The sequence below is a fragment of the Streptomyces sp. 147326 genome (assembly GCF_045000215.1).
Classification (GTDB): Bacteria; Actinomycetota; Actinomycetes; order Streptomycetales; family Streptomycetaceae; genus Streptomyces.
In genome coordinates, this window is sequence record NZ_CP134201.1 from 6,171,215 (window position 1) to 6,195,733 (window position 24,519).

Annotated in this window: 18 protein-coding genes and 1 pseudogene; 6 read left to right on the forward strand and 13 right to left on the reverse strand. The window is 69.3% G+C overall.

Annotation, left to right across the window (positions count from 1 at the left end; translation table 11 throughout):
- Nucleotides 1–74: 74 nt before the first annotated feature.
- From RIU97_RS28325 to RIU97_RS28340, 4 genes are all read right to left on the reverse strand, one after another.
- Nucleotides 75–479 carry an RRQRL motif-containing zinc-binding protein gene (locus RIU97_RS28325; protein WP_404960404.1) on the reverse strand — a complete coding sequence of 135 codons (405 nt, stop codon included), beginning with the start codon at nucleotides 477–479 and terminating at the stop codon, nucleotides 75–77.
- The gene (locus tag RIU97_RS28330) at nucleotides 479–1,129 is read right to left on the reverse strand and encodes a GGDEF domain-containing protein (protein ID WP_404960405.1); all 651 of its coding nucleotides are present in this window, start codon (nucleotides 1,127–1,129) and stop codon (nucleotides 479–481) included. The genes RIU97_RS28325 and RIU97_RS28330 overlap by 1 nt, the downstream gene beginning before the upstream one ends.
- Nucleotides 1,126–2,064: a DUF2637 domain-containing protein gene (locus RIU97_RS28335; RefSeq protein WP_404962971.1), complete on the reverse strand. Its 939-nt coding sequence runs from the start codon at nucleotides 2,062–2,064 to the stop codon at nucleotides 1,126–1,128. The genes RIU97_RS28330 and RIU97_RS28335 overlap by 4 nt, the downstream gene beginning before the upstream one ends.
- A gap of 65 nt (nucleotides 2,065–2,129) precedes the next feature.
- On the reverse strand, nucleotides 2,130–2,429 hold the full coding sequence (locus RIU97_RS28340; protein ID WP_387124827.1) for a hypothetical protein: 300 nt from the start codon (nucleotides 2,427–2,429) through the stop codon (nucleotides 2,130–2,132).
- 551 nt (nucleotides 2,430–2,980) lie between these two features.
- Between RIU97_RS28340 and RIU97_RS28345 the strand changes: the two genes are divergently transcribed.
- Together RIU97_RS28345 and RIU97_RS28350 are read left to right on the forward strand one after the other, a co-directional pair.
- Nucleotides 2,981–3,727, forward strand: coding sequence for an XRE family transcriptional regulator (locus RIU97_RS28345; RefSeq protein ID WP_404960406.1), 747 nt, complete (start codon nucleotides 2,981–2,983; stop codon nucleotides 3,725–3,727).
- Complete coding sequence (locus tag RIU97_RS28350; protein ID WP_404960407.1) at nucleotides 3,724–4,197, forward strand: NUDIX domain-containing protein; 474 nt, start codon at nucleotides 3,724–3,726, stop codon at nucleotides 4,195–4,197. The genes RIU97_RS28345 and RIU97_RS28350 overlap by 4 nt, the downstream gene beginning before the upstream one ends.
- Here RIU97_RS28350 and RIU97_RS28355 read toward each other — a convergent pair.
- From RIU97_RS28355 to RIU97_RS28375, 5 genes are all read right to left on the reverse strand, one after another.
- The gene (locus RIU97_RS28355; RefSeq protein WP_404960408.1) at nucleotides 4,190–4,753 is read right to left on the reverse strand and encodes an HD domain-containing protein; all 564 of its coding nucleotides are present in this window, start codon (nucleotides 4,751–4,753) and stop codon (nucleotides 4,190–4,192) included. The genes RIU97_RS28350 and RIU97_RS28355 overlap by 8 nt on opposite strands.
- Nucleotides 4,754–4,801: 48 nt before the next feature.
- Complete coding sequence (locus tag RIU97_RS28360; protein ID WP_404960409.1) at nucleotides 4,802–5,239, reverse strand: GntR family transcriptional regulator; 438 nt, start codon at nucleotides 5,237–5,239, stop codon at nucleotides 4,802–4,804.
- A 216-nt stretch (nucleotides 5,240–5,455) separates the two neighbouring features.
- The gene (locus tag RIU97_RS28365; RefSeq protein ID WP_404960410.1) at nucleotides 5,456–6,247 is read right to left on the reverse strand and encodes a ComF family protein; all 792 of its coding nucleotides are present in this window, start codon (nucleotides 6,245–6,247) and stop codon (nucleotides 5,456–5,458) included.
- A gap of 107 nt (nucleotides 6,248–6,354) precedes the next feature.
- Complete coding sequence (locus RIU97_RS28370; protein ID WP_404960411.1) at nucleotides 6,355–7,305, reverse strand: DNA-processing protein DprA; 951 nt, start codon at nucleotides 7,303–7,305, stop codon at nucleotides 6,355–6,357.
- 229 nt (nucleotides 7,306–7,534) lie between these two features.
- Entirely contained in the window at nucleotides 7,535–11,512 is a 3,978-nt protein-coding gene (locus tag RIU97_RS28375) for a tetratricopeptide repeat protein (RefSeq protein WP_404960412.1), read from the reverse strand.
- 1,240 nt (nucleotides 11,513–12,752) lie between these two features.
- Here RIU97_RS28375 and RIU97_RS28380 point away from each other — a divergent pair.
- From RIU97_RS28380 to RIU97_RS28390, 3 genes and pseudogenes are all read left to right on the forward strand, one after another.
- Entirely contained in the window at nucleotides 12,753–13,538 is a 786-nt protein-coding gene (locus RIU97_RS28380; RefSeq protein ID WP_404960413.1) for a serine protease, read from the forward strand.
- A 174-nt stretch (nucleotides 13,539–13,712) separates the two neighbouring features.
- Nucleotides 13,713–13,800 (forward strand): annotated as a pseudogene (locus RIU97_RS28385) (glutamine synthetase); the annotation flags it as partial.
- 327 nt (nucleotides 13,801–14,127) lie between these two features.
- The gene (locus RIU97_RS28390) at nucleotides 14,128–15,918 is read left to right on the forward strand and encodes a hypothetical protein (protein WP_404960414.1); all 1,791 of its coding nucleotides are present in this window, start codon (nucleotides 14,128–14,130) and stop codon (nucleotides 15,916–15,918) included.
- 65 nt (nucleotides 15,919–15,983) lie between these two features.
- Here the strand turns inward: RIU97_RS28390 and RIU97_RS28395 are convergent, their stop codons facing one another.
- Nucleotides 15,984–16,667 carry a TetR/AcrR family transcriptional regulator C-terminal domain-containing protein gene (locus tag RIU97_RS28395; RefSeq protein WP_404960415.1) on the reverse strand — a complete coding sequence of 228 codons (684 nt, stop codon included), beginning with the start codon at nucleotides 16,665–16,667 and terminating at the stop codon, nucleotides 15,984–15,986.
- A 118-nt stretch (nucleotides 16,668–16,785) separates the two neighbouring features.
- Here RIU97_RS28395 and RIU97_RS28400 point away from each other — a divergent pair, with 118 nt between their 5' ends.
- The gene (locus tag RIU97_RS28400) at nucleotides 16,786–17,490 is read left to right on the forward strand and encodes a DUF4386 domain-containing protein (protein WP_404960416.1); all 705 of its coding nucleotides are present in this window, start codon (nucleotides 16,786–16,788) and stop codon (nucleotides 17,488–17,490) included.
- Between the two features lie 64 nt (nucleotides 17,491–17,554).
- Here the strand turns inward: RIU97_RS28400 and RIU97_RS28405 are convergent, their stop codons facing one another.
- From RIU97_RS28405 to RIU97_RS28415, 3 genes are all read right to left on the reverse strand, one after another.
- A complete protein-coding gene (locus RIU97_RS28405) occupies nucleotides 17,555–18,538 on the reverse strand; it encodes an alpha/beta fold hydrolase (protein ID WP_404960417.1) in 984 nt (327 codons plus the stop codon).
- A gap of 88 nt (nucleotides 18,539–18,626) precedes the next feature.
- Nucleotides 18,627–20,687 carry a PIG-L family deacetylase gene (locus RIU97_RS28410; protein WP_404960418.1) on the reverse strand — a complete coding sequence of 687 codons (2,061 nt, stop codon included), beginning with the start codon at nucleotides 20,685–20,687 and terminating at the stop codon, nucleotides 18,627–18,629.
- A 221-nt stretch (nucleotides 20,688–20,908) separates the two neighbouring features.
- A complete protein-coding gene (locus RIU97_RS28415) occupies nucleotides 20,909–24,352 on the reverse strand; it encodes a PIG-L family deacetylase (RefSeq protein ID WP_404960419.1) in 3,444 nt (1,147 codons plus the stop codon).
- Nucleotides 24,353–24,519: the final 167 nt, after the last annotated feature.

The window sequence follows — 24,519 nt, forward strand, 5'->3', positions numbered from 1 at the left end:
ATGGTTCCTTCCAGCGTGAAGGGAAAGGCGGGCCCGGCCGGCGCTGTGAGAGGTAGGCGGCCGGGCCCGCGAGGTCAGGCTTCTCGGGGTCGGGGATCAGTCGGCGTGCGGTCGTCGGGGTAGGCGCAGGACACGCACACGCCGAGCGAGGACGGGATGACGTACCCGGCGTCGGTGCGGCAGTTCGGGCAGGTGCGGCGGGCGAGCATCGCGAGGGCGAGTGCGCCCCATTTGCGGGAGGTCATCGCCCGCACGGGCTGGGCCCGGTCGATCCGGTAGAGGTAGGCAACCAGCGGCTCGCGCCGGTAGCGGGGGCGCAGCAGCTGTGCGGCGATGGGCTGGCCTCCGGGGCGGGGGCCCTCGGCGCGGAGTTGGCGGCGGGTGACCAGGCCTTTGGGGGCGTAGCGCCAGGGGTATGTCGGTATCCCGTACGTCGCGCCGGTCGGGTCGAAGCACTGGGTGAGCGTGACGGCGGCCATCAGGCCGCCGCGCCCGTCGCCGTCGTGTCGGTACGGGCGCCGCGACGGCCGGCGCGGCGCCCCGCCATCGTGGCGAACAGCCGTCCCAGGCCTGCCCGCTTGACACCGGCGCGGGCCTGCTTGGCCGCGTACATGGCTTCGTCCGCGCGGCCGAGCAGCTGAGAGAGGTCCTCGCCGGGGAAGTCTGCGGCCCGCACCCAGCCGAGCGAGACCGTCGTTCGGAGCTCCGGGTGGGCAGCATCCGCGGGCCGGGCGAGCACGGCGTGGAGTGCGGCAAAGAGGTCCTCGGCCGTGCCGTGAGGGTCGAGGATGACGGCGGCGAACTCATCTCCCCCGAGGCGGCCGGCGGCACCGCTGGTGCCGACGTAGTGGGCGAGGCGGTCCGCGGAAGCCTTCAGCAGCGCGTCACCGGCGGCGTGGCCGTACCGGTCGTTGATTTGCTTGAAGTCGTCCACGTCGGCGAGGAGGACGACCGCGCGCTCCTTGCGCAGCAGATCGGCGGCGCGGTGGGTGAAGCCGTCGCGGGTGTGCAGGCCGGTGAGCGGGTCGCGGCGGGCGGTGTGCAGGCGGCGTCGGAGCCACAGCACGTGGGTGGACCAGCCGGCTGCGAGGGGTAAGGCCGCGGCGAGAGTGGTGGTCAGGGTGTTCATGCTGCGACCTCCTCGCGGGCCTCGGCCGCAGACTCGTCGGTGTCGGCTTCGATCGGGTTGAGGGGCCGGGCGTGGGCCCGGTCGGCGAGGAGCTGGTCCCTCAGGGTGCGGGAGCTGGCGGCCGAGCAGTGCAGGTGCGTGCGGATGGCCTCGGCGTTGACGGCACTGTCGGGCCACGCCACCGTGGCCTCGCGGGCCTCGGCGAGGAGCTCCTCGGCGGTCCGCGGAGCCTTCTTGGCCTTGGAGCGGGCGGGCCGCTTCCGCGGCGCCTTCAGTTCCCTGGGCGGTTCCTCCTGTTCAAGCTTCGGCTCGGGCGGCTCCTCGGCGCCCTCGGGTGCGAGTTCGCCGAGCCGCAGGAGGACCCGTTCGCGGCGTGGGGTCTTCGACCGCCACCGCCACCCGTACTCCTCGCGCAGGTCGGCACGGGCGAGCTGGCGCTCCTTCTCCCGCTCCAGCGCGTCGGCGTATGAGGTGATCTCCCAGAGCGTCATCCGCCGCCAGAGCGAGAACGTCGAGGGGAAGGCGAGCAGCCACCGTGAGGCGCGGATCTTGTCCATCCGGCGGCCGGTGGCGGCCCCGATGCGAACGGCGTAGATGTGGGCGCCGATCTCGGAGAAAACCACCCACAGCAGCGGCATTGTGCCGTGCGCGACCTTGGCCCACAGCCCGTGCCCGGCGGCGATGTTCAGTCCGCACGTGATCAGGGTGAGCACCCAGGGAACGAACCGCACCCACACCAGTGCCATGTCCATCCTGATCAGCAGCAGGTTGGCCACTGTGAACACCGGGATCGCCGTGTCGATGCCGACCGGCAGCATCCACGGTTCACCGAATCCCCAGCGGCCGGCGGCGGCCGAGACCGCGTCGAACGAGGAGATCAAGCCGAGCGCCCCGACCCCGGCGGCCGCGAGGGCGCCGACCCCGGCGAGACCCATCTCCGGGCGGGTGAGCGGCGGCACGGACGGGCGTCCGAGGCCCACGGTCTCGTACGGTTCGACAGTCACGCGGCCCCCTTGAAGGCGGTGGCGCGGCGGCGGGCGGCCGGGCGGCGCGGCCCGACCGGGATGACGTTGAACAGCTCCGGCGCGTAGGCCTCGATCACCTCGGCGGCGACCCGGCTGACGTCATCCGGCAGGTTGGGGTTCTCGGCGAGGATGTCGCGCGCCGCGGCCAGCCGGGCCGCGCGCTCCTCCTCGGTCTCGCCCTCCACCCCGAGCCACAGCTCAACCGGGGTTCCCAGGGCCAGTTCCACGAAGTCGTTGGCACTGACGGCCTCGTGGCCGCCGATGTACGTACGCATGAATGCACTCCTGAATCGGAGGGTCAGGGAGAGCCACGGCGGCGGGCGACCTTGGTGGGGAGTCCCACCGCCGGGCAGAGAAACGTTCTGATGGAGCTCCAGCTCCCCGCACCCCGCCCGTACGAGACGGGCGGGGGAGGCAACCGACGCGGCCGGCGTGACCGCGGAAGGGTTGGGGTTGCGCTGTACCTCACGCGGAAGACCCGCGTGGCCGCCTACTTGGCCGAGGAGAGGCGGCGTGATCCCCATTCAGTTGTCAAAGAACCGGCGCTTCCTTAGAGCCCTCTCAGGCCCTCAGGGCACACGTCCGTCCAGGTCAGGGCGGCCGTAGCCGTCCCTAGCAATATGAGATACATGCTTGAACGTGTATCTCACGATGGAGCGCTCGATTGCGGCTGTCAAGTCCTTCGCTGCTTTCGGGCCCTCCTGGGGCGTGACATCAGAGTGGCCCAGACCCCCGGGACGAAGTCACCACGTCCCTGGACGACTTGGGACGTCCTCGATAGCGTTCGGGGAGTCGAGTACGTCCCTGGACGTCCCTGGGAGCTGGGATGGCGAACGAGCGGTTACGGTCGGCAATGCTCACGCACGGCGTCACGATCGAAGTCATGGCCGAGCACGTCGGCGTGGATCCGAAGACTGTGGAACGGTGGATCACCCAAGGGCGGGCACCGTACCGCCGTCATCGCCTCGCGATAGCCGCTTACCTGCGCAAGGACGAGACCTACCTCTGGCCGAACGGTCTGCCAGAGGGGCAGCGCCAAGACGCCGCCGACGCCGAAGTCCTCAAGGTGTACCCACACCGCTCCTACGTCCCGCCCGAGCTCTGGCTCCAACTCTTCGGCCGGGCCGAGCGGGAGATCGGGGTTTTGGTCCACGCAGGCGTGTTCCTGGCCGAGAACCCACGCTGGTCGCAACTGCTTCGTCAGAAGGCGGCGGCCGGGGTACGGGCTCGCATCCTCCTGGGGGATCCGGACAGCCCGGAGGTCCAGCGGCGGGGACAGGAAGAAGAGATCGGCGAGGGGGTGGCCTACAAGGTGCGGGAGGTGATGAAGCTATACCGCCCGCTGTACGGGGTAGCAGGAATTGAGTTCCGCATGCACCGGTCCACGCTGCACAACTCCCTGTACCGCTCGGACGACGAATGGCTGGTGAACACCCAGGTTTACGGCGTGAGCGCACCCTTGACCCCGGTCCTGCACCTTCGTCGTGTCGCGGGCGCCGAGCTGGCCTCGACGTACCAGCAAAGCTTCGAGAAGGTCTGGGACGAAGCCGTTCCCATCGAAAGGTCCTCATGAGCCGCCGCACCGACTACTTCGACGACCCGGACGCACCCAAGGCCAACAGCATCGTGCCCGCGGTAACGGCATTCGTCGTGAACGACACCGGCGAAGTTCTCCTCGAACGACGCTCCGACAACGGCCGCTGGGGCATGCCTGGCGGCGTTCAGGAAGTCGGGGAAAACATCGCGGGCACGGTCGTGCGTGAGGTCCTCGAAGAGACCGGCATCCACGTTGAAGTGGTTGGCCTGGTGGGCATCTTCACGGACCCCGGCCACGTCATTGCCTTCGCTGATGGCGAGGTCCGGCAGGAGTTCTCCCTCTGCTTCCGCGCCCGGCCCGTCGGTGGCGAGATCAAGGTCAGCTCGGAGTCGTTCGCCGTGCGGTGGGTGCCTCAGTCGGAGTTGAATGACCTGGTCATCTCTCCAACCACGCGCCGGCGTCTGGATGAAGGCTTCCGAGATGTGCCGATTCCGGTGATCAGCTGAGCCGACCCGCCAATGCCTCGGTCTGCCGCTCCCGGACCCGGTCCACCCGCTTCAGCAGTTCCGGTCGCGCCGCGGACACGGCCCGGAATACGACGTGGTCCGGCCCGTACCGCTCCAGCACCTCAGCGAGCCGTCGGGCCGGGTCGACCAGATCTCCGATTGGACTGCTGGTCAGGTCGCAGTAGGTGATGGCGTCGACCAGCTCGGGCTCTGCCGGCCCGAACTCGGCGAGCGCATTGGCCAAGCCGAGCTCGGAGGCTTCCCACGGCGAGGACGTGTGGAAGGCGACGATGCTGCACAACCGCGGGTCTGCCCCCACCACGTCCCGCAGATACCGGGCGCCATCAATCATGTGCTGACCGGTATCCACCGCCTGCTCGGCATAGCCGACGTCGTGGGCGATGGCGGCGGCCGCCAACAGCTCGGCGTCGGCGCCGAGCGCCGGCGCCAGAGTCAGGGCCTGTTCGTAGACCCGCCGGGAGTGAGCCCACCGCCGGGGCAGGTCCTTGGCGAGCAGAGACTCGGCGAGATCGTGGGCCCAATTGGCCAACTGCATGTCCAGCGCCTCCGAGAGAGTCAGAACCAGGAGTTCGAGCTTCGGGTGTCAGGAGGAGGGGCGAACGAACCGCCCCACGCCGTGCCGAGCCTCGACGTGCCCGGAGGTTTCCAGTTCACGCACCGCACGGCGCACGGTCCCACGGGCAACCGCGTACGTCTCGGCGAGCACTGCCTCGCTCGGCAGCCGGACGCCGGCGGGGAGCTCCCCGCTCTGAATCTGCCCCAGCAGGTCATTCATGATCCGCTCGTACGGCGGAGACTCGGCGCCCCCGGCCACCGCCCGCCCGACACCAGCCACGGACTTGACGTCCCCTGCGTCTTCAAGGGCCCGCAGCGCCCGCCGCACAGTCGTGCGCGCCACGCCGAACTCCCGGCCGATCTCCGCCTCCGACGGCAAGCCGTCGGCGTAGTCACCAGCGGCGATCCGCTCGCGCAGCACCTGAGAGATCACCTGATACGTCCCACGCGGGCTGGGGCTCGGCACGCACTCCTCCTTCAACCGGGTCGCCTCCAGCTTCGCATGCGCGTCCTGGAGGGAGGAGTGGCCAGCAGTCCCACAAGCCCGGTTAAGCCTGTGACCAGCGAAAACAGCCCGGACAGCCGGGAAGGGAGCTGTCCGGGCTGACCGGGCTGAGCGTCGCACTTTAGGACGGATTCCAGGAAATGCGCCTCGGCTCAGCGGCTGTACGTCGGCCCCCTGTCATCGCCGGCGCCCAAATAGCTCTGAAAACGGATCTTGGGAGTGGATTCCGTGAACCACGCAGCTATCTAGATCAAGCACCCTTTGCGGCAGTGTGGAAACCAAGTCCCTGGAATCGCTCCACTCCGCGGATAGCTGTCGACCAAAGGAAATTCCCACGACCGTTCGGGCGCCGCCATCCTTGAGAGCTCGTGCGGCGCTTGCCAAGGTGCCACCGGTGGTAAACGTGTCATCGAGAACAAGTACCCGTTTTCTCGCCACTATCGAGCTCGCCGAAAAGAGATTTTCGACGGCCCTCCCTCGCCGCGTATCAGCTTTCGATGCGTCATTTTTGACGAGTGCCGAGCTATCCCAAGATTGCGAGAAGTTTCTGACGCAATTGACGACCCTGTCAAGGTGACTCACTCCGCCACGCGTAGACGAGTGGGAGGGCATGGCGATCCTCAGATCAAACGGCCCCCCATACGCTGTCTCTATGCAGCGCTCATGGCTCTTCAGGAATGACCAAAGTAGTGCACCCAAAGGCATACGCAACCAGCCCGCAGATGCGTCATTCTTCGCGCGCCACAAGACTCCCTCGAAGCCGCTGTGGAGGGAGTAGCAGATCGGAACGAATCCGTCTAGATGTCGAGAAATGGTGTTTGCGCAGTCGAAGCACCGCTCGTAAGGCGTCCCGAGACTGCCCACGCGGGTTGGTGTGCGGCAAGTAAGGCATGTTGCATTGGCGTCATCCGGCAGGACCGGAGGGGCCACCCCTTGTTCACGCAACCACCTCACCCAGTGGCTCGTCATCCAACCCTGATGGTTGGGACGCGCGAAGACACGATAGGACAACTCCAGCCCCCCTGCTCACGACTGAACCCCAGGGAAAGCTAATCCTACGTTCCGATCTCGCGCAATCACCCAGCGTCAAACAAGAGCTGTAGCTGCGGTGGTGCTTCGTACGAGCGGACGGGGGTGGCCAGAACTTCGAGCATTTGTTCGATGGCTCCCACGGCTGTCGCCTTGCCTGCGTCCACCATCTTGCGCGCCCATGGCTGGTTGTCGACGAGCGAGCGAAGAAGTAGGACGTGCCTCCCTTGTTCAGCTGCCACGCGTGCCTGCATCTTCGCGCCCGAGGTTCCCGACGCCTCAATGACGAGAGTTCCCAGACTGGCTGCGGAGGTGACGTGATTCCTGCGCGGGAACGTGTCGCGCCCCGGCGAGCGAGACGGCCAGAACTGCGAAAGGATTACGCCGCGCTCAGCGATCTCCTCCGCGAGGTCGTGGTTCTCCTTCGGATAGCATCGAGTAATCCCTGTACCGATTACTGCGATGGTTCGGCGACCGAAGTGCAGTGCCGTCTGATGGGCGGCCGTGTCTACCCCGCGGGCAAGACCCGAAGTGATGCAATATCCCGCTTCGCCCAGCTCCCGAGATGCACGTTTGGCGCGGGAAAGCCCGATATCCGAAACCTGTCGCGTTCCCACAACGGCAACTGAGCGAGCATCGGCCTCGTGGTCCAATGCTCCGCGATAGAATAGAAATGGTGGCAGGTCGGCCACGTTTCGCAGGTTCTCGGGGTAGTCGGCGTCAAGCACGGTGACTAGGCCAGCCCCCACCGTAGCGGCCAGCTCCAACTCTTCCTCGACACGGCCGAAGTGCTGCGAGAGTGGGCTCTCAGCCAGGGCCTGCCGCAGGAGAGGGAGCGCCTTGCGTGCGGCGGCTGAGTCTTCCGGAATGAATCCTTCACACAGGCTGTCTAGCTTCCCATTCAGGGCGCAACGCGCGAGCAGCGACCAGTCCACGCTCTTCGCTTCGATGCGCAGGGCACAGAGCGCCAACAAGCGCATTTGAGTGTCATCGATCATCCCGGTCTCCTTCTACTCAAAGATCACTGTTCGAAGGATCGATGACTGAAAGTCTAGGGGCCTCAACTGCTGCCCGGCTACACGTACGCGCGGCCAGGGGGCGCCTGACTGGCGCCCCCCACGCCTGACGTGCGCCGTTGCAGAAACTAGATTTCCACGAGCACTCGAACGTGCGCCTCCGGTCTACTGCCCTGTGGCCTTCCCCCGGCCGGACTCACTCAGGTTGGGCTTAGGCTTGGGCGAGCCGCTCGCGGTAGCAGCCGAGTCGAGGAGCATCCGATCCCGGTGCTCGTGAGAGCTCCGTGAGGTGTTCCACCGCCTCGTCCATGACCCCCCTCAAGGGATTGGCGAGAACCTTCGGCAAGGCAGCGTCCGCCCCACTCCAGTCTTCCAAGGCGCAGCAGATCACCAGCCGCAATACGGCACAGTCTGATGGTGTGAAGTGCTTGCCGAAGGAGTCGGAGATGTCATCAAGCGCTTCCCATCGGGGCCTGGCTCGAACCGGGCCCTCGGCTGCGCTGGACAGCAGTGCGGCTTCCAGGGCGGAGCGCGGGTGGCTCGATGCGGCTGAGGCAGCAGCGTCCAAGTCCTGTTGCGCATCGGCGTAGCGGCCGAGAATCCGGTGAGTCCCGGCACGGCCGGCGAATGCATAGGCGCTGTCTGGGTCGAGTTCGACGGACTGGGTGTAGTCGGCCACCGCCTCCTCGTAGCGACCCGTCAATCGGTGAGTGTCGCCGCGGCCGGCCAGGGCCAGGGATTGAGCAGAGTCGATTTCGACGGCCCTGGTGAAGTCGGCCACCGCCTTCTCATAGCGACCGGTGATCTGGTAGCTGGCGCCACGGTAGGTGAGGGCCAGGGATTGGTCGGGGTCGAGTGCGAGAGCCTGGGTGAAGTCGGCCACCGCCTCCTCGTGGCGCTCCATGGCCAGGTAGCTCACGCCACGGAAGGTTCGGACCAGGGATTGGTCGGGGTCGAGTGCGAGAGCCTGGGTGAAGTCGGCCACCGCCTCCTCGTGGCGCTCCATGGCCAGGTAGCTCACGCCACGGAAGGTTCGGACCAGGAGTTGATCGGGGTCGAGCTCCAAGGCCCGGCTGTAGTCGGCCACCGCCTCCTCGTGGCGCTTCATGGCCTGGTAGCTCACGCCGCGGCCGGCCAGGTGTTGGTTGGGGTCGAGTTCCAGGGCCCGGCTGTAGTCGGCCACCGCCTCCTCGTGGCGCTCCATCGACCGGTAGGCGTCGCCACGGGCGGCCAGAACCCGGGGTTGGTCGGGGTTGAGTTCGATGGCCCGGCTGTAGTCGGCTACGGCGTCCTCGTAGCGCTCCATGGCCTGGTAGCTCACGCCACGGACGGCCAGGGCCCGGGGTTGGTCGGGGTCGAGTGCGACGGCCCGGGTGAAGTCGGCCACCGCCTCCTCGTGGCGCTCCATGGCCTGGCAGGTCTCGCCACGGCCGAGCACGATCGATGCGTGGTCGCCGTCGAGTTCGACGGCCCGGGAGTAGTCTTCCAGCGCCTCCTCGTGGCGGCCCATGACCTTGTAGATGGCGCCACGGACATAGCGGAACCAGCACCCGTTGGGGTCGAGTTCGATGGCCCGGCTGTAGTCGGCTACGGCGTCCTCGTAGCGCTCCATGGCCTGGTAGCTCACGCCACGGCCAGCCAGGGCCAGGGCTTGGTCGGGGTCGAGTTCCAGGGCCCGGCTGTAGTCGGCCACCGCCTCCTCGTGGCGCTCCATCGACCGGTAGGCGTCGCCACGGACGGCCAGGGCCCGGGGTTGGTCGGGGTCGAGTGCGAGAGCCTGGGTGAAGTCGGCCACCGCCTCCTCGTGGCGCTCCATGGCCTGGTAGGTCTCGCCACGGCCGAGCACGATTGATGCGTGGTCGCCGTCGAGTTCGACGGCCCGGGAGTAGTCTTCCAGCGCCTCCTCGTGGCGGCCCATGACCTTGTAGATGGCGCCACGGACATAGCGGAACCAGCACCCGTTGGGGTCGAGTTCGATGGCCCGGCTGTAGTCGGCTACGGCGTCCTCGTAGCGCTCCATGGCCTGGTAGCTCACGCCACGGCCAGCCAGGGCCAGGGCTTGGTCGGGGTCGAGTTCCAGGGCCCGGCTGTAGTCGGCCACCGCCTCCTCGTGGCGCTCCATCGACCGGTAGGCGTCGCCACGGACGGCCAGGGCCCGGGGTTGGTCGGGGTCGAGTGCGACGGCCCGGGTGAAGTCGGCCACCGCCTCCTCGTGGCGCTCCATGGCCTGGTAGGTCTCGCCACGGCCGAGCACGATTGATGCGTGGTCGCCGTCGAGTTCGACGGCCCGGGAGTAGTCTTCCAGCGCCTCCTCGTAGCGGCCCATGACCTTGTAGATGACGCCACGGACATAGCGGGACCAGCATCTGTTGGGGTCGAGTTCGATGGCCCGGCTGTAGTCGGCTACGGCGTCCTCGTAGCGCTCCATGGCCTGGTAGCTCACGCCACGGACGGCCCAGAGCCACACTTGATGGGGGTCGAGGGCGATGGCCCTGGTGAAGTCGCCCACCGCCTCCTCGTAGCGACCCATGTCCTGGCAGGTCTCGCCGCGGATGCCGAGGAGCCACACTTGATCGGGGTCGAGTGCGAGGGCCCGGGTGAAGTCCTCCACCGCCTCCTCGTAGCGACCCGTCGCTCGAAGGCCGACGCCGCGACCCGAGTAGGCAAGGACCAGTTCCGGGTTCAGTGCCAGCGCCGCCCCGTAGTCATGGATGGCGGCTTCGGCGCGGCTCGCCTCGAGATGCTCGCGGGCACGGATGGTGTAGGCAAGAGCTCGATCTGCGGGGCCGAGCTCATCAGTTCCGAGGAGCAGGTCCACGGCGCGGCAGGTGCTCTCTTCCGCGGCCTTTTCCAGTCGCTGACCCCAGTCTGTGAGCTTGGAGGTGTCAGTGTCTTCTCCGGCGTGGACCAGCATCTGAGCCCAGCGGCGCAAGACCGCGACGCCCTGGTTGCAGGCTGGGACCGTCTCTGCGAGAGCCTCGGGCCACGCCAGACGAGGGTCCGCGCACAGCCGGTGATAGGTCTCGCTGAGCAGATGCTCGCGCCACGTCACATCTGCCCAGCGCTCCTCGCGGGCAAGGGGTTCCTCCAGGGCTCGACGCCACTGCCGGAAGGCATCGGCAAGGGCGGTCTGTTGGGTACGCCACTGGGACGGGGACTTCGTCCGCTGGAGCCGTAGCATGGGCGCTCGCACAACGTCGTGATAGCGGCAGCGCCCCGCTTGCTCGTTGACGAACGGCAGGTGCCGTAGCCATGCATACTCGTTGGACGACTCTTCAGGCACGATCGCGCGGTATACGTCCTCGTCCAATTGCAGCGGCAGGGCGCATGCCAGTGCCGCGGCACGGCGATTCGAGTCGGTCTCCCATTTCAGGAACCGTTCCACCGCCGTCTCCGAGGGGTCGCCGATATCCGTGAAATCGCTCTGGCGAGTCTCGGCGAGAGTGTCCACCAACACCGGAAGTCGCCCGGACAGGCGCAACATCATCTCCACCACGTGGTCATCGGCTATGCCCTTGTCGGCGAGCAGCAAACGAGCCTCGTGTTCGGTGAACTCTCCCAGTGGCACGTCGACCATAAACTTCAGGAAATCGCCCCAATATCGGGCGTCCAAGCGTCCTTGCCCGCATAGCACTACCACTATGTTGGCTGCCAGCTCGCCATAGTCTTCGCCCATCAGCATTTCCGATAGCCAGCGATCCAGTACGGAAGCGGTCCGCTCGTAGGTGTCGAAGAAGATCACCACCCGTGAATGATCCCACGCCACCTTCGCCAGCTCTTCAAGAAATACGGGCGTGAGGGCCTGCAAAGGCTGCATCACCAGCTTTACGTCCTCATGGCTTCGCAGTCGTTCGCTGAGCCTCTTCCACAAGCCCTCCAGTTCCTTGGCAGCCTGTTTTGGATCAATTGCGCCCGTTACCACACCCACTCCCGGAACCGGAAGCATGGCTGCGCCCGCCAACGCGACATGAGTACCAACCGTAGCCAATGTCGAAGCAGAGGAATTCTCTTCCGTATCAACAGAGACGGGTCCAGCGGCAGCGAATCCCGCCTTGTGGTACTGCTCCCTGTACTTGGCTGCCAGTCTGTCAAATGCCGTCAGCGGCTGCCCGTGCCGTCCGAATTGCAGGCTGATCGCTTCCATTGCCTCGAGAGCACTATTTACGTCGTCGTCCACGTACGCGGTCATCGCCCGGTTCTCGATAGCGAGACTCTCCCAGTACCTGACCAGGGACGTCTTACCCACTCCTGCGATACCGTGGACGTGAAACAAGAATGGCCATGCCTCGTCTTCTGGATTCCGAGTAAATACCTCCCGGAACTTGCCGAGTTCGACCTGACGCCCCACGAAATCACGCCGACGCTTTCGTCGGTTCAGCTCCTGCCGCGAAGGCCTGCGCTTAGTCATTTTCGACCTCGCATGAAGTCCTTGGTGGGGATATCGAACCTGCCGCAGGATGGCGGCCCACAGCAGCGACCGATCTCTCGGATCGACAACACCTTGCCGTCCGCCTCGCAGAGGGCGGCCGGGGGTAACGCCGGCTGGGATCGTGCTCCGGCCTCACGAGATGCGGCTGGACGATGCGGGGATACGACTTCAGCCACTTCGTGCAACCGCCGATCCAAGCTTAGGCCGGACGCCGCAAGGGTGCGCGCGGAACATCGTCGAGCGGCCGTTGGAACCGCCGTTCCTGAGTGGCTTCTTACCCCCGCCTAGACTAAGGAGCTGCGTAGCTGGCGCAGGTTGCATCGGCCCCAGCCAGTTCGTTGGTGGCCTGTCGTGCCGCTGCCGTAGCCTCGTGAAGCTGATCTCCTCGACCGGCAGGGGTGGCTATGACGACACGGCTTCTGGCTTGCAACCAGTAGACGTTCGAGCTCGACAGGTACCGGAAGGATGGGCGCGACCTAAGTCCTGGAGCGTCGGGCGGCGCCTCAAGGAGGTGCCCTCGGTGACGAGTTCGTCATGTAACGGGGCCCTCGGCGGCGGACTCGCTGGCAGGGGGCGAATCACTGGCCGAGACGCGTTAGCTGCGCACGGGCACCGGGCAACTGCTCGACTACCACGACAGGCTCAAGGGCAGGGCGGACTCAGTGCGCGCTGTCCTATGGGTAGAGCGCGAGCCGTCGGAGTCGCGGTGGGTCGCCCTGCGCCGACGCGCGGGGATCACGCTCGCTTGGCCTGACCGTGAAGGCGATGCGTTCGCTTGAACGTGATCGCTCACGTGGGCAGCCGGCGGTGCGTCTGGGCAGTTCCCTGGGCATTCATGGCCCTGCCATGAGAGCTGCTGGTGCCCGATGTCAGTATGTGAATCGGACGCCTGTTCTTCACCCATCGTGCAGGACGGTTGCGTGATCTACTACTGCCCTAAGATCGTCTTCCGGCAACTTCAACGCGGTCTAGGAATCGCGGTCATGGAAGGAGGCCCTGCGTGGCAGAGTCGCTTGATTCCACGCCAGCCCCGGAGTTGAGTTTCTATCAACTTCACTCGCCCTGCCTCGTGTGCGTAGAAACATCCGGAGATGACGGAGAGCCCGGTATTGGGACGGCCTTTCATATTGGTGACGGTTACCTAGTAACTGCCCGGCATGTGGTGGAAAATCGTCAGCTCCAGAACCTAATTCCGTACGGCGGTGCGAAACTTTCCATTGATTCTGTTGAGGTCATCTATCCAGGTGATCCAACCGTTGATCTCGCACTACTGAAGACCGATTTTTCCCTTGAGTACTACATGGAGAATGTCAGCTTTTGGGGCAATGGCAAGGTCAGGAAGATCGACCACATCGAGATCGGTGGACATCTTGACGACTGGATCGACGGCGGTCTCGTGATGATGAGAGTTGTTGCGTTGGGGTATCCGCCGATCCCGACGTCGCCACGTCCAGAGCTTGTCGCAGTTCGAGGTGAGGTCATCACCATCATTGATCCATACGTGGGATCGAAGCACCCTCTATTCGTCATCTCCCCGATGGCGCGCGGTGGCTTCAGTGGTGGCCCGGTCCTCACGGAGGACGGCTGCCTATTGGGCGTGGTTACGTCATCGCTGCTAACGAATCACGTTGCCCCTGAGCTGGGATATGGTGCGGCTTTGACTGTGGAGCCTCTCTGGAATCTCCTTGCGGAGAATGGAATATATCCAGCTTCCAATGGTGATTTCCTGCAAGAGCTTTACGGGGTCCGGTCTCCCGACTCTTCTGGCGAGGAAGGCGGCGAGTGACCTGACTCAGGCTGCAGAGCTGGCTACGGTGTCGTGGCGAAGCGCCTTCCTGGGCCGTCTCTGGGCCGTCTGAGGGTGGCCGGTGGTCACTGGAGATGACCAATGATGGCCGCTCAGATGCTGGTTGGGATAGGGCCCTTAGAGGGTCCGCCTGGTGGCTGCGGCAGACATGACTTCCTCCGCAACAAGAAGCCAGGAGTGGGAGGAGTACCGCAGCGAGGTCACCGCCTTCGAACTCCGCAAGAACCTCCCGGTGCTGTAACCCCAGCTCAAAGCCCCTACGGGCGCTCCACCCTCCGGGCCGACGGTCACCGACCGCCGGCCCGGAGCCGTTTCACCGGCCCGCGGCCGGCAGCCGGTTCAGGGGATCGGGTGCCGCGCTGGACCGACACGCGTCTTTCCGGCGGGGTGCGGAAGCCGGGGCGGATGCGGATGGCCGCTCAGGCCAGGGCGGCGCCGCCGTCGCTGCCGCCCGGCATGGCTCCGATCGGGTGAAGGTCCCGCGCGCCGCGGGTGCCGCCGCATCCGAAGAAACGATCGGGCCTTGGTACGACGGGCGCGTTGCCACGCGACCGAAAGGTGCTCGCCGATGCCTCCCACAACCCGCAATGCGCCAGAGCCAGTGACGCCCCAGCGGCCGAAACCCCGCCGTCGGCGCGGTCTGGCGACGCTGCTCACCGGCATCCTGATGGCCGCCGTCCTGCCCCTGGTCGCCGGGGTCCCGCAGGCCCGGGCCGCCGTCGGGATCGACGAATACCCGGTACCCACCCCCAGCACCCCGGTGGGCATCACCACCGGCCCGGACGGCAACCTGTGGTTCACCGAGGCGGTCGGCAACAAGATCGGCCGGATGAGCCCGACGGGCACCCTCATCGCCGAGTACCCCCTGCCCGGCGAGTTCAGCACCCCGCACGACATCACCACCGGCCCGGACGGGAACGTCTGGTTCACCATGCAGCACTTCGACTCGCGGGTCGGGAAGATCGACACGAACGGCACGGTCACCGAGTACCCCCTCCCCGACCAGTTCGTCGAGCCCACCGGCATCACCGCCGGCCCGGACGGGGCCATGTGGTTCACCGAGCAGAACGGCAGCCGGATCGCCCGCATCACCACTGCCGGCGCCCTCACCGAGTACCCCCTGCCCGCCGGCTCCGGCCAGCCGTCCTACATCACCACCGGCCCTGACGGGAACCTGTGGTTCACCGAAATCGGCGCCGACCTCATCGGCCGCATGACCCCGTCCGGCGTCGTCACCGAGTTCCCGGTGCCCGGCGGCGGCGGCCCGACCGACATCACCACCGGCCCTGACGGGAACCTGTGGTTCACCGTGTTCGGCGGCAACCGGATCGGCCGGATCACCCCGTCCGGCGTGATCACCCAGTACGGCGTACCGTCGAACGGCCTCGCGCCCCAGCCCCAGGACATCGTCGCCGGACCGGACGACAGCCTGTGGTTCACCGAACGCAACAGCGGGCAGATCGGGCGGATCAGCACGTCCGGCGTCATCGCCATGTTCCCCCTGCCCTCCTCGGAGCGCGGCCCCTGGGGCATCACCAGGGGCCCGGACGACGACATCTGGTTCGCCGAGACCTCCAGCTTCATCGGGCACCTCCACCTGACCGATGCCGACTTGGCCGTCGCGAAGTCCGACACGGGCTCCGATCCCGTCGTGGAGGGTCAGAACGTGACGTACACGCTCACCGCGACGAACAACGGCCCGCAGACGGCCGAGGGGGTCGTCCTCCAGGACAACCTCCCGGCCGGACTGCAGTTCGTCTCGGCGTCCCCCGGGTGCACCGCGGCCGGCACCACCCCGGACGTCGTCACCTGTGGCATCGGCACCCTCGCCCCCGGAGCGAGCGCCGCGCGAACCATCACGGCGACGGCCACGACCGAGGACATCGCCGTCGACACGGCGGGCGTGGCCGGCGCGGTCTCCGACCCGGCCCCGGCCAACGACATCGCGACGGAGACCACCACCGTCGACGCGGTCACCTGCTTCGGCGAACAGCCCACCATCACCGGCACCCCCGGCGACGACCAGATCAACGGCACGCCCGCACGCGATGTCATCCTCGCCCACGGCGGCAACGACACCATCAACAGCGGCCCGGGCGACGACCTCGTATGCGGTGGCCCCGGGGCGGACTCGGTCACCGGCGGGCCCGGCAACGACCGCGTCGCGGGCGGCACGGGCGGCGACACCCTCCGCGGCTCCCCGGGCAACGACACCCTGACCGGCGGCCCCGGCGACGACTCCCTCTTCGGCGACGTCGGCAACGACAACCTCGACGGCGGCCCGGGCACGAACAGCAACGACGGCGGCCCCGGCACCGACGTCTGCGCCAACCCCGGAACGGGCCCCGGCTGCCCGTGACCTGATCCCGACGGGGTGCTCCCGGGACCGGGACCCGGACCGGGAGCACCCCGCCCCCGCACCCTCTACGCCTTCCGCGCGGACGTCCAGCCCTGGCGGCGGAGGCTTTCGAAGCCGTCCAGGAGGAGGTCCAGGGCGAATTCGAACTCGAACTGGTCGTCGCAGCCGCCGCCGACCGTGGAGCCCCCGTCGTGTGCGGCCGTCGCGGCCAGTTCCGCGATGTGCGGGTAGCGCGCCGCCAGCCCCGGGTCGGGCGGGCCGGAGGGGCCCGAGGTGTCGAACAGTTCCCGGCTGAAGCCGAGCAGGCGGCTGCCCATCGCGTGCATGACGTGGTGCGTGAGATCGGCGGAGAGGCCGCCGTCCCGGAAGCTCCCGGCCATCGAGTCCAGGTACGCCAGCACGGCCGGGGTGGGGCCGGTCCGCGACTCGATGACCCGGGCCGCCCAGGGGTGGCGCAGCAGGACCCGCCGGGCCGAGAGGATCCGCCCGCGCACCACGCGCTGCCAGTCGGGGCCGGCGGCCGGCGGGTCGATCTCGCCGACGACCGCGTCGGCCATGCCGTCGAGCAGCTCCTCCTTGTTGGCCACGTGTTTGTAGAGGGCCATCGGTACGACGTCCAGCTCCTGCGCGAGCCTGCGCATGCTGAGCGCGTCGATGCCGGTGGCGTCGGCGAGCGCGACGGCGGCGCGCAGGACACGGTCCCTGTTCAGGGGGATCCGTTGCGCGTGCGTGGCTTCCTGCCGGGTCATTCCGGTTCGGCCCCTTCCCTCCTCGACAGCACCCTCTCCTTGACGAGTGTACGTCGTACACCTATGGTCAGTGCCAGGTGTACGGCGTACACCAGCATCGAGCGAGGGGTACGAGAAGATGAGTCCGGACCGGAGAACCGCGGTGGCCGCCGGGTCGCTGTTCCTGCTGACCGAGGCCGCCGCGATAGCCGGGGCGGTTCTGTACCGCCCCCTGCTGGGCGCGGCGGACGGCCGGCTCGCGCAGGGCGCCGACACGCAGGCGCTGCTCGGGGTGCTCTGCGAGGTGGTGCTGGTGGTGGCGGTCGCCGGTACCGGGGCGGCACTGTTCCCCGTCCTGCGGCGCCACGGCGAGGGGCTCGCACTCGGGTACGCCTTCGGGCGGCTGCTGGAGGCGGCCGTCATCGCCCTCGGGTCCGTCGCCGTCCTGGCGCTCCTCACCCTGCGGCGGGACGCGGGGGCGGCGGCCGGCGCCGACATCGCGCTGGTGGCCGTGCACGACTGGACGTTCCTGCTCGGGCCCAACATCGCCCTCGGCCTGAACACCGTCCTGCTTGCGTACCTGGCGTACCGCGCACGGCTCGTGCCACGCTTCATCGCCGTGCTCGGGCTGGTCGGCGGGCCGCTGATCTGCGCCTCGGCCGTCGCCGTGATGTTCGGGGCCTACACGCAGCTCTCCGCGGCGGGGGCGGTCGCCGCGCTCCCGGTGTTCGCCTGGGAGCTGGGGCTGGCCGGGTGGCTGATCGTCAGGGGATTCGGGCCCGGCTCGGGCGCGATGTCCCGGGCGGACGGAGCAGTGGCCGATCCGGCAGGTGCCCGTACGTGAGGCCGACCCGGCCGGCCCCGGGCGGTGGTGACGTCCGGGGCCGTCGGGTGGGGTGGGGCGGGACTCAGCCGTCCACGGCCGCGAGCCATTCGGTCAGCAGCCGGCCGACCTCCTCGGGGCGTTCCTGCTGGAGCCAGTGACCGGCGCCGTCCAGGATGTGGGTGGCGTGGATGTTCGGCATGGTGTGCCCGAAGGCCTTGATGACCTCGCCCTGCATGATGACGGAGCCGTCCAGGGCGCCGCCGATGAACAGCGACGGCTGGGTGATCGGGGCCCCCGCGTACGGCTGGAGGTCCTCCCAGTCCTGGTCGAAGTTGCGGTAGCGGTTCAGCGCGCCGACCAGGCCGGTGCGCTCGAACTCGCCCGCGTACACGTCGAGATCGGCGTCGGACAGCCATGCGGGCTGTGCCTTGGGGAAGCGCTCGCGCATCTGGTGGCCGGCGGGGACCAGCACCACCGGGGGCTCGGCCGGGCCGGCCATGGTGTCAGGGGACATGGAGGCGTAGAAGCCGCGCAGCCAGCCCCGTACGTCGGGTTCGATCTCCGCCTCGGCGCGGCCGGGCTCCTGGAAGTAGGTCACGTAGAACTCGTGCTCCGGGGGCGCCATGTGAGCGAAGATCTCACTCGGCTTCCGTTCGCCCGCCGGCGCGTAGGGGACGGACATCAGGGCGACGGCGCGGAAGGTGTCCGGGGCGATGACCGCGGAGTTCGCGGCGATGACCGAGCCCCAGTCATGGCCCACGATCACGGCCTGCTCCTCGCCGAGTGCCTCGACCACGGCGACGTTGTCGGCGACGAGGTCACCGATCCGGTAGCCGGACACGTCAGCGGGCTTGGAGGAACGGCCGTAGCCGCGCACGTCGATCGCGACGGCCCGGTATCCGGCCGCGGCGAGTACCGGGAGCTGGTGGCGCCAGGAGTACCAGGACTCCGGAAAGCCGTGCAGCAGCAGCACCAGGGGGCCGGTGCCCTGCTCGACGAGATGGATCCGGCCCGCGGGGCCCTCGACGGTGCGGTGGACGGGTTCGGTGGTGGCGCTGTTCGCCATGAGGATCATCCTCCAACGGATGTGCCCGTATCGGCCCCAGGGCATGTCCGGCGGTCACCGGCCTCGGCCCTTCGGTGTCGTACGGGCGTCAGTGGACCGCGCGGTGCCAGGTCGGGGTGGCGGGGGTGTGGGGGGTCGTCGTGGTGTGGAGTTCGGCGTCCAGGCCCAGGACGGCTGTTGTCGTGGTGCCGGTGGGTTCGAGGACGGCCGAGGGCGCGCCTGCGAAGAGCATGCGGGATTCCACCCAGGCCGGGGGGCCGCCGAGGCCCGTGGTGCTGATGGTGCCGTTCTCGCCGCGGCCCGCGACGAGGCGGCCCGCGGCGCCGACCGCGCCGTAGCCGGCCCGGCCGCCCGCCTCGGCGACGCTGGAGACCTGGGGCCTGGCCGTGGGGCCCGCCGTGACCAGGGCGGTGCGTACGACGCCGGAGTCCGGGCGGCGGAAGTACAGGCGGACGCCCGCGCCGTCCGGGGAGGCGGAGAGGGGGACCGTCGTGGCGGGCAGGCCCGTCGGCGAGGGTCCGTCCAGTGCGGAGCCCGGGGCGGGCTGGGTCCAGGCCAGGACCGACTTGGTGGTGGTGGCGTACACGTGGCGCCGGCCGGCGGTGTCGACCGCCGTCACCGGGTCGCCCTGCAGGTCCTCGCCGCCCAGGCGCTGCCAGGGGGAGAAGCCGCCGTCCGGCAGTTGGGCCGTGGCGCGCAGGGTGCGGCGGGAGTCGCGAACGTAGACGGTGAGGAGGCCCTGCGCGTCCACGGCGGCCGCCGGGGCGCTGATCGCCGAGGTGCCCTCCTGGTCGGACCGTTCGGGGGTGCCGAGCGACTGCCACGGCCCGAACGGGCCGTCGGGCGCGGACTGGACGGCGTACGCGACGTCGCGCCGGTAGTCGGTGGGCACGGAGCCGAAGGCCGTGCGGGTGGCGAGGACGGCGATGCGCCCGTCGGGGAGGCGGGCGGTGGCCGCGCCCGGGTCGATGCCCGTGCCCGGGAGGAGGACGGGGCCCGCCCAGTCGCCGCCGGGCCCCCGTGTCCAGTACGCCATCTGGCCGTCGAGCGCGGCGAACGCCCAGAGGCGGCCGGGCGTTCCCTGCGTCAGCCAGGAGGTGCTGTCGGCGCGGGTGTAGCGCAGCGACTGGGCCCAGTTGCGCCCGGTCGGGTTGCCCGCGACCTTGCGGTCGCCGCACCCCGAGGGGCTGCCGCAGTGGTCCTGGTGGTCCTGCCAGGCGTAGGTCCGCAGGTAGCCGGTCTTCGTCTCGGCCGTCTGCGGGTCCAGCGAGTGGGGGAGGGTGCTGTTGTGGTAGCCGAGGTAGCTCTGCACCGAGAAGCGGGGGCGGCGCTGGACCTGGGCGGCGTAGGCGGCGGTGGCGGCCTGCACGAAGCGCGCCCCGTACATGTGGTCCTGGTGGTCGGTGTACCGGCCGTTGTCCCCGTACCGGTTCGGCGTCGGGTCCTGCATCCGTATCGTCGTCGGCCGGTACCGGTCCAGGACTCCGGCTATCGACCGGACGAGCTGGTCCTTCGTGTACGAGAACGGCTGCTTGACCGGGGTGCCGGAGGTCAGCTGGGCCTCCAGCGCGGTTATCCGGCCGTCCCACAGGCCGCGCAGGCTCTCGGGGTTGTCCCCGCCGGTGCTGCGGGCCTCGCGCAGCATCAGCCACACCAGGTTGACCTGCGGCTTAGCTATGAGGACGTCGAGCTCGGCCCGGCCGCCACCCTCGGTGGGTATGACCGTGCGCCTCCACGCGCTGGTGCGGTCGCCGGTGGCCATCTGCGCGTACGCGGAGCGGATGCCGTTCTGCCGGGCCTCCGCGTAGTGGGTGCGGTCGGCGGGCTGTTCGGGGTCCTTGGCCGCGCCGCCGCCGGCCTCGTTGCGCCCGTCGGACTCGCCGGAGGTGAGGTACGCGGTGGTGACCTGGGTGCCGGCCAGCAGGGAACGGCTGAGGTCCGGGTTCATGAAGAAGAGGTCGTCGTCGGGGTGCGCGACGACCTGGACGACCGACCCGGCGGTGACGCTCGCGGGCAGGACGGCGGTCGGGCGCTTCTCCTGGGTGGCCTCGGCCGAGGTCTGCTGGCCGGTGGCCACGGAGAGCACGCCGGTGGCGCCGGCTGTCAGCACGGTGAGCAGGGCCGCGAAGCGGCGACGGGTCACGGGCATCGGTCACGCCTTGGGTCGGTCCGGGCGGAGAAACCGCTTGAGCAGTCAGAGAGAGGCCAAATCGGGGAACTTGGTTCACCGATCCGGCCGATGACTGCCACTTTCCGAAAGCGACTGGATGTGACGGTGTCTTGTGGGGTCTTGATCCCGGTATGCGACCCACATGTGGAGGCGCTTCGTCCGCCTCTGGCCCCTTTCCGCAGAGCCCTTCTACGGAGCCCTTACGGGGTGGTGCTGCGCGGCCCCACCGGCTGCCACGGCGCCAGGTACGCGTCCGGCGCGTCGGCCGAGGAGGTCACGTACAGCCGCGCGTCGAGCCCCACCACCGCCAGGCTGACCATGCTCTTCCCGGTCATCACGGAGGAGGGCGCGCCGACGAACATCAGCGGGGACCGCTCCCACGGCCGGCCCGGGCCGACCTCCGCGCCCAGCTGCCCGCCCGCCGAACGGCCCGCCAGCACGTGACCGCTCGCCGTCACCGAGCCGAAGCCCTGGAGCCCGCCGAGGTCGGTCAAGTTGTTCAGTTTCAGCCCGCCGTCGCCCGTCATCAGGGCCGTACGGACGTTGCCCGACCCGGGCTTGCGGAACCACAGCCGCACCCCGCCCTCGCGCCCCTCCGCGGTCAGCGGGAGCGTGGTGTCCGGCAGCCCCGTCGGCGTGACCGGGCCCAGCGGGGCTCCCGGCTTCGGCTGCACCCAGCCCACCACCGTCTTGGAGGTGGCGGAGAACACCATGCGCCGCCCGGCGCCGTCGGTCGCCGTGGCCGGGGTGCCGTGCAGATCGGCGCCGCCGTACTTCTCCCAGGGCCCCCAGCTGCCGTCCGCCTGCTGCACCCGGCCGCGCAGGGTGTACGAACCGTCGCGGACGTACGCCGCCGGCTGCCCGGTGCCGTCGACCGAGACGGCCGGGGAGCTGATGTCGGAGGTCCAGTTCTCGTCCGCGGTCTCGGGGGTGCCGAGCGACTGCCACTCCCCGAACTCCTCGGCCCCCGCCCCCTTCTGGACGCTGTGGACGACCTCACGCTTGTAGTCGGTGGGCTTCGCGCCGAAGGAGGTGCGGGTGCCGAAGACCGCTATCCGGCCGTCCTTGAGGGTGACGGTGCTGACGCCCGGGTCCATGCCGGTGCCGGGCAGCAGGTCCGGCCCCTTCCAGCGGCCGACCAGACCGGGCCGGTGCCAGACGGCGACCTGGCCGTCGAGCACCTTGAAGGCCCACAGCCCGTGCTCCTTGTCGGAGGCCAGCCAGGTGGTGCTGTTGCCGCGGGCGTAGTTGATGGAGTCCGACCACCGGTTGCCGGCCGGATGGTCGGCGACCTTCAGGTCGCCGCAGCCCGCGTCGCTGCCGCAGTGGTTCTGCCGGTCGAGCCAGGCGTAGGTGTCGAGGATGTCCAGCTTCTCCTTGGCCTCGTCCGGGTCCAGCGCGCTGGGGAGGGAGCCGTTGAAGTAGCCGAGGTAGTTCTGCACCGCGAAGTGCGGGCGGTCCTTGACGTCCTTCGCGTAGGCGGCGGTGGCCAGTTGCACGAAGCGGGCGCCGTAGAAGTGGTCCTGGTGGTCGGTGTACCGCTTGGTGTCCGGGAACCGGCCGGGGGTCGGGTCCTGGGAGCGGACGGTGGTCGGCTTGTACTGCTCCAGCACGCCGACGAGGGTCTGGACGACCTGGTCCTTCGAGTACGAGAACCTCTGCTTGACCGGAGAACCGGAGGCGAGCATCGAGTCCAGCCGGGCGACCTTGCCGTCCCACAGGCCGTGCAGGCTCTCCGGGACGTCGGCGAAGACGTTGCCGGCCTCGCGCAGCTGCAGCCAGACCAGGTTGACCTCGGGCTTGGCGACGAGGACGTCGACCTCGGCGTGGCCGCCGCCCTTCGTCGGGACGACGCTGCGCTTCCAGGCGCTGCTGCGGTCGCCGGTGGCCATCTTGGCGTAGGCGGCGCGGATGCCGTTCTGGCGGGCCTCGGCGTAGGCGGCCTTGTTGGGGGCGGTGGTGGCCTCCTTGGCGGCGCCCGCGTTGATGCCGTCCGCCTCGCCGGAGGTGAGGTAGACCGAGGTCACGGGGTGACCGGCGGATATGGAGTAACGGAGGTCCGGATTCATGAAGTACAGATCGTCGTCGGGGTGCGCGATGATCTGGAGCACCCGGCCGGGGTCCGGCGCGTCGGCGACGGCCGCGGGGGCGGAGGCCGCGCTGTCGGGGTCGGTGGGGGAGGCGAGGCCGTCGAGGGCCTCGTTGCCGCGGAGCACGAGCATGCTGCAGGCGGCGGTGGCGGCGAGGAACGCGACGGCCTTGACGAGGCGGGCCCGGCGGTGGCGGGGGTTCGGCCGCGCTCCGCGGCCGCCCGCCGCCTCGGGACCGGGACCGGGCCCTTTCCCTTCCCCGTCGCCGTCCCCTTCCCCGTCGCCGGAGCCGTCCTTGCCATCGGTGCGGCGGCGGCCGCGTGTGGTCTTCGGCGCGGCGGGGGCCTTCGCGCGGCCGCGCCGGCCGCCGCCACCGGTACCTTCGGCCTCACGGGCCAGCCGCGCGGCCTTCCGCCCGCCGGCCGGACCCTCGGCCTCCAGAACCTCGCCCTCCGGAGCCGCCGGAGCCTCCTGGGCCGCCGGAGCCTCCTGGGCCGCATCGGGCCGGCGGGCCTGGCGGGGCGGGGTTCCCTGCGGGACCCGCTGTTGCCGGTGCGCCGGGGCCTGTTCGGCCCGGGGAGAGGGGTAGGCGTGCGGGGTCGGCTCCGCCTCGTGGTGCAGGTGGGTCGGGTGGGCCGCGTGGGTCTGCTGGGGCCCGTGGGCCCCGGCCTGGTGGGGCGCGTACGGGCGTTGGGCCTGCTCGCCCTCGGGGTACGGGTGGGAGTGGTGGGTCTGCTGGGCTCCGTGCGGCGGGTACGCGTGGGCCTCGGCCTCATGTGGCGGGTACGCGTGAGCGTCGGCTCCGTGCGGAGGGTAGGTCTGCTCGGCCCGGTAGGCGTGCTGGGTCGGGTCGGCCTGGTGGTACGGGTGGGCCTGCTGGGCCTGTTGGGGCAAGTGGTGGTGCCGGGCCGGCCCCGCCCCCTCGTACGGGTGGGCCTGCGGGCCCTGTTGGGTCTGCCGGGGCCGGTAGGCCTGGTTCGCGCCGGCCTGCTGAGGCCCGTACGCCTCGGGTCCGCCCGCCTGGTGGGGCAGGTGGGCCTGCGGGGCCCCCTGAGGCGGGTACGCGTGGGCCCCGGCCCCGTGCGGCGGGTAGGCCTGCCCGGCCTCGTGGGGCCAGGGGGCCTGATCGGCCTCGTGGGGCCAGTGGGCCTGCCCGGCCTGCTGGGTCGGCCCCGCCCCGTGGTGCAGGTAGGCCTGCTGGGTCGGCCCCGCCCCGTGGTGCGGCTCGGCCTGGCCGGATCCCGCCTGGTGGGGCACGTACGCGTGTTGGCTCGGCCCCACCCCCTGGTACGGGTAGGACTGTTGGGGCTGCTGAGGTGCGTAGGCGTGGCCGGCCTCGTCGTGCGCGTAGGCGCGCTCGGTCTCGTGCGGTGCGTGGCCCGGCTCGGGCTGGTGCAACGCGTAGGGGTGTTGGTGTTGGTGAGAGTGGTGGGTCGGGTGGGGCTGGAGGGGATCGGCCTGGTAGGTCTGGTAGGTCTGGTCCTCGGACCCTCCGGGCGACGGCCGGGCCTCCGGCCGGCCGTTCCAGCCGGGGCGGGGGTGTCCGTCGGACATGGGGCTCCTCGTGGCCGGTCGGCGGGGAGCGGGCCCCATCACGCACCAAATATTCGGATAATCCGATAATCCCCGTCATGGTACTGCCGGTGAGTCGAACGCCTGCTCCGGCTACGCTCACCACAGGCACGCCAGGGCAGTGGCAGCAACAACCGCAGGAGGCGGCG

Bases quoted from the DNA above. Each gene is read 5' to 3' on its own strand.
- RIU97_RS28325 (WP_404960404.1), bottom strand. From the start codon at position 479: ATGGCCGCCGTCACGCTCACCCAGTGCTTCGACCCGACCGGCGCGACG.
- RIU97_RS28330 (WP_404960405.1), bottom strand. From the start codon at position 1,129: ATGAACACCCTGACCACCACTCTCGCCGCGGCCTTACCCCTCGCAGCC.
- RIU97_RS28335 (WP_404962971.1), bottom strand. From the start codon at position 2,064: ATGGGTCTCGCCGGGGTCGGCGCCCTCGCGGCCGCCGGGGTCGGGGCG.
- RIU97_RS28340 (WP_387124827.1), bottom strand. From the start codon at position 2,429: ATGCGTACGTACATCGGCGGCCACGAGGCCGTCAGTGCCAACGACTTC.
- RIU97_RS28345 (WP_404960406.1), top strand. From the start codon at position 2,981: ATGGCGAACGAGCGGTTACGGTCGGCAATGCTCACGCACGGCGTCACG.
- RIU97_RS28350 (WP_404960407.1), top strand. From the start codon at position 3,724: ATGAGCCGCCGCACCGACTACTTCGACGACCCGGACGCACCCAAGGCC.
- RIU97_RS28355 (WP_404960408.1), bottom strand. From the start codon at position 4,753: ATGCAGTTGGCCAATTGGGCCCACGATCTCGCCGAGTCTCTGCTCGCC.
- RIU97_RS28365 (WP_404960410.1), bottom strand. From the start codon at position 6,247: ATGACGAGCCACTGGGTGAGGTGGTTGCGTGAACAAGGGGTGGCCCCT.
- RIU97_RS28370 (WP_404960411.1), bottom strand. From the start codon at position 7,305: ATGATCGATGACACTCAAATGCGCTTGTTGGCGCTCTGTGCCCTGCGC.
- RIU97_RS28375 (WP_404960412.1), bottom strand. From the start codon at position 11,512: ATGACCGCGTACGTGGACGACGACGTAAATAGTGCTCTCGAGGCAATG.
- RIU97_RS28390 (WP_404960414.1), top strand. From the start codon at position 14,128: ATGCCTCCCACAACCCGCAATGCGCCAGAGCCAGTGACGCCCCAGCGG.
- RIU97_RS28395 (WP_404960415.1), bottom strand. From the start codon at position 16,667: ATGACCCGGCAGGAAGCCACGCACGCGCAACGGATCCCCCTGAACAGG.
- RIU97_RS28400 (WP_404960416.1), top strand. From the start codon at position 16,786: ATGAGTCCGGACCGGAGAACCGCGGTGGCCGCCGGGTCGCTGTTCCTG.
- RIU97_RS28405 (WP_404960417.1), bottom strand. From the start codon at position 18,538: ATGGCGAACAGCGCCACCACCGAACCCGTCCACCGCACCGTCGAGGGC.
- RIU97_RS28410 (WP_404960418.1), bottom strand. From the start codon at position 20,687: ATGCCCGTGACCCGTCGCCGCTTCGCGGCCCTGCTCACCGTGCTGACA.
- RIU97_RS28415 (WP_404960419.1), bottom strand. From the start codon at position 24,352: ATGTCCGACGGACACCCCCGCCCCGGCTGGAACGGCCGGCCGGAGGCC.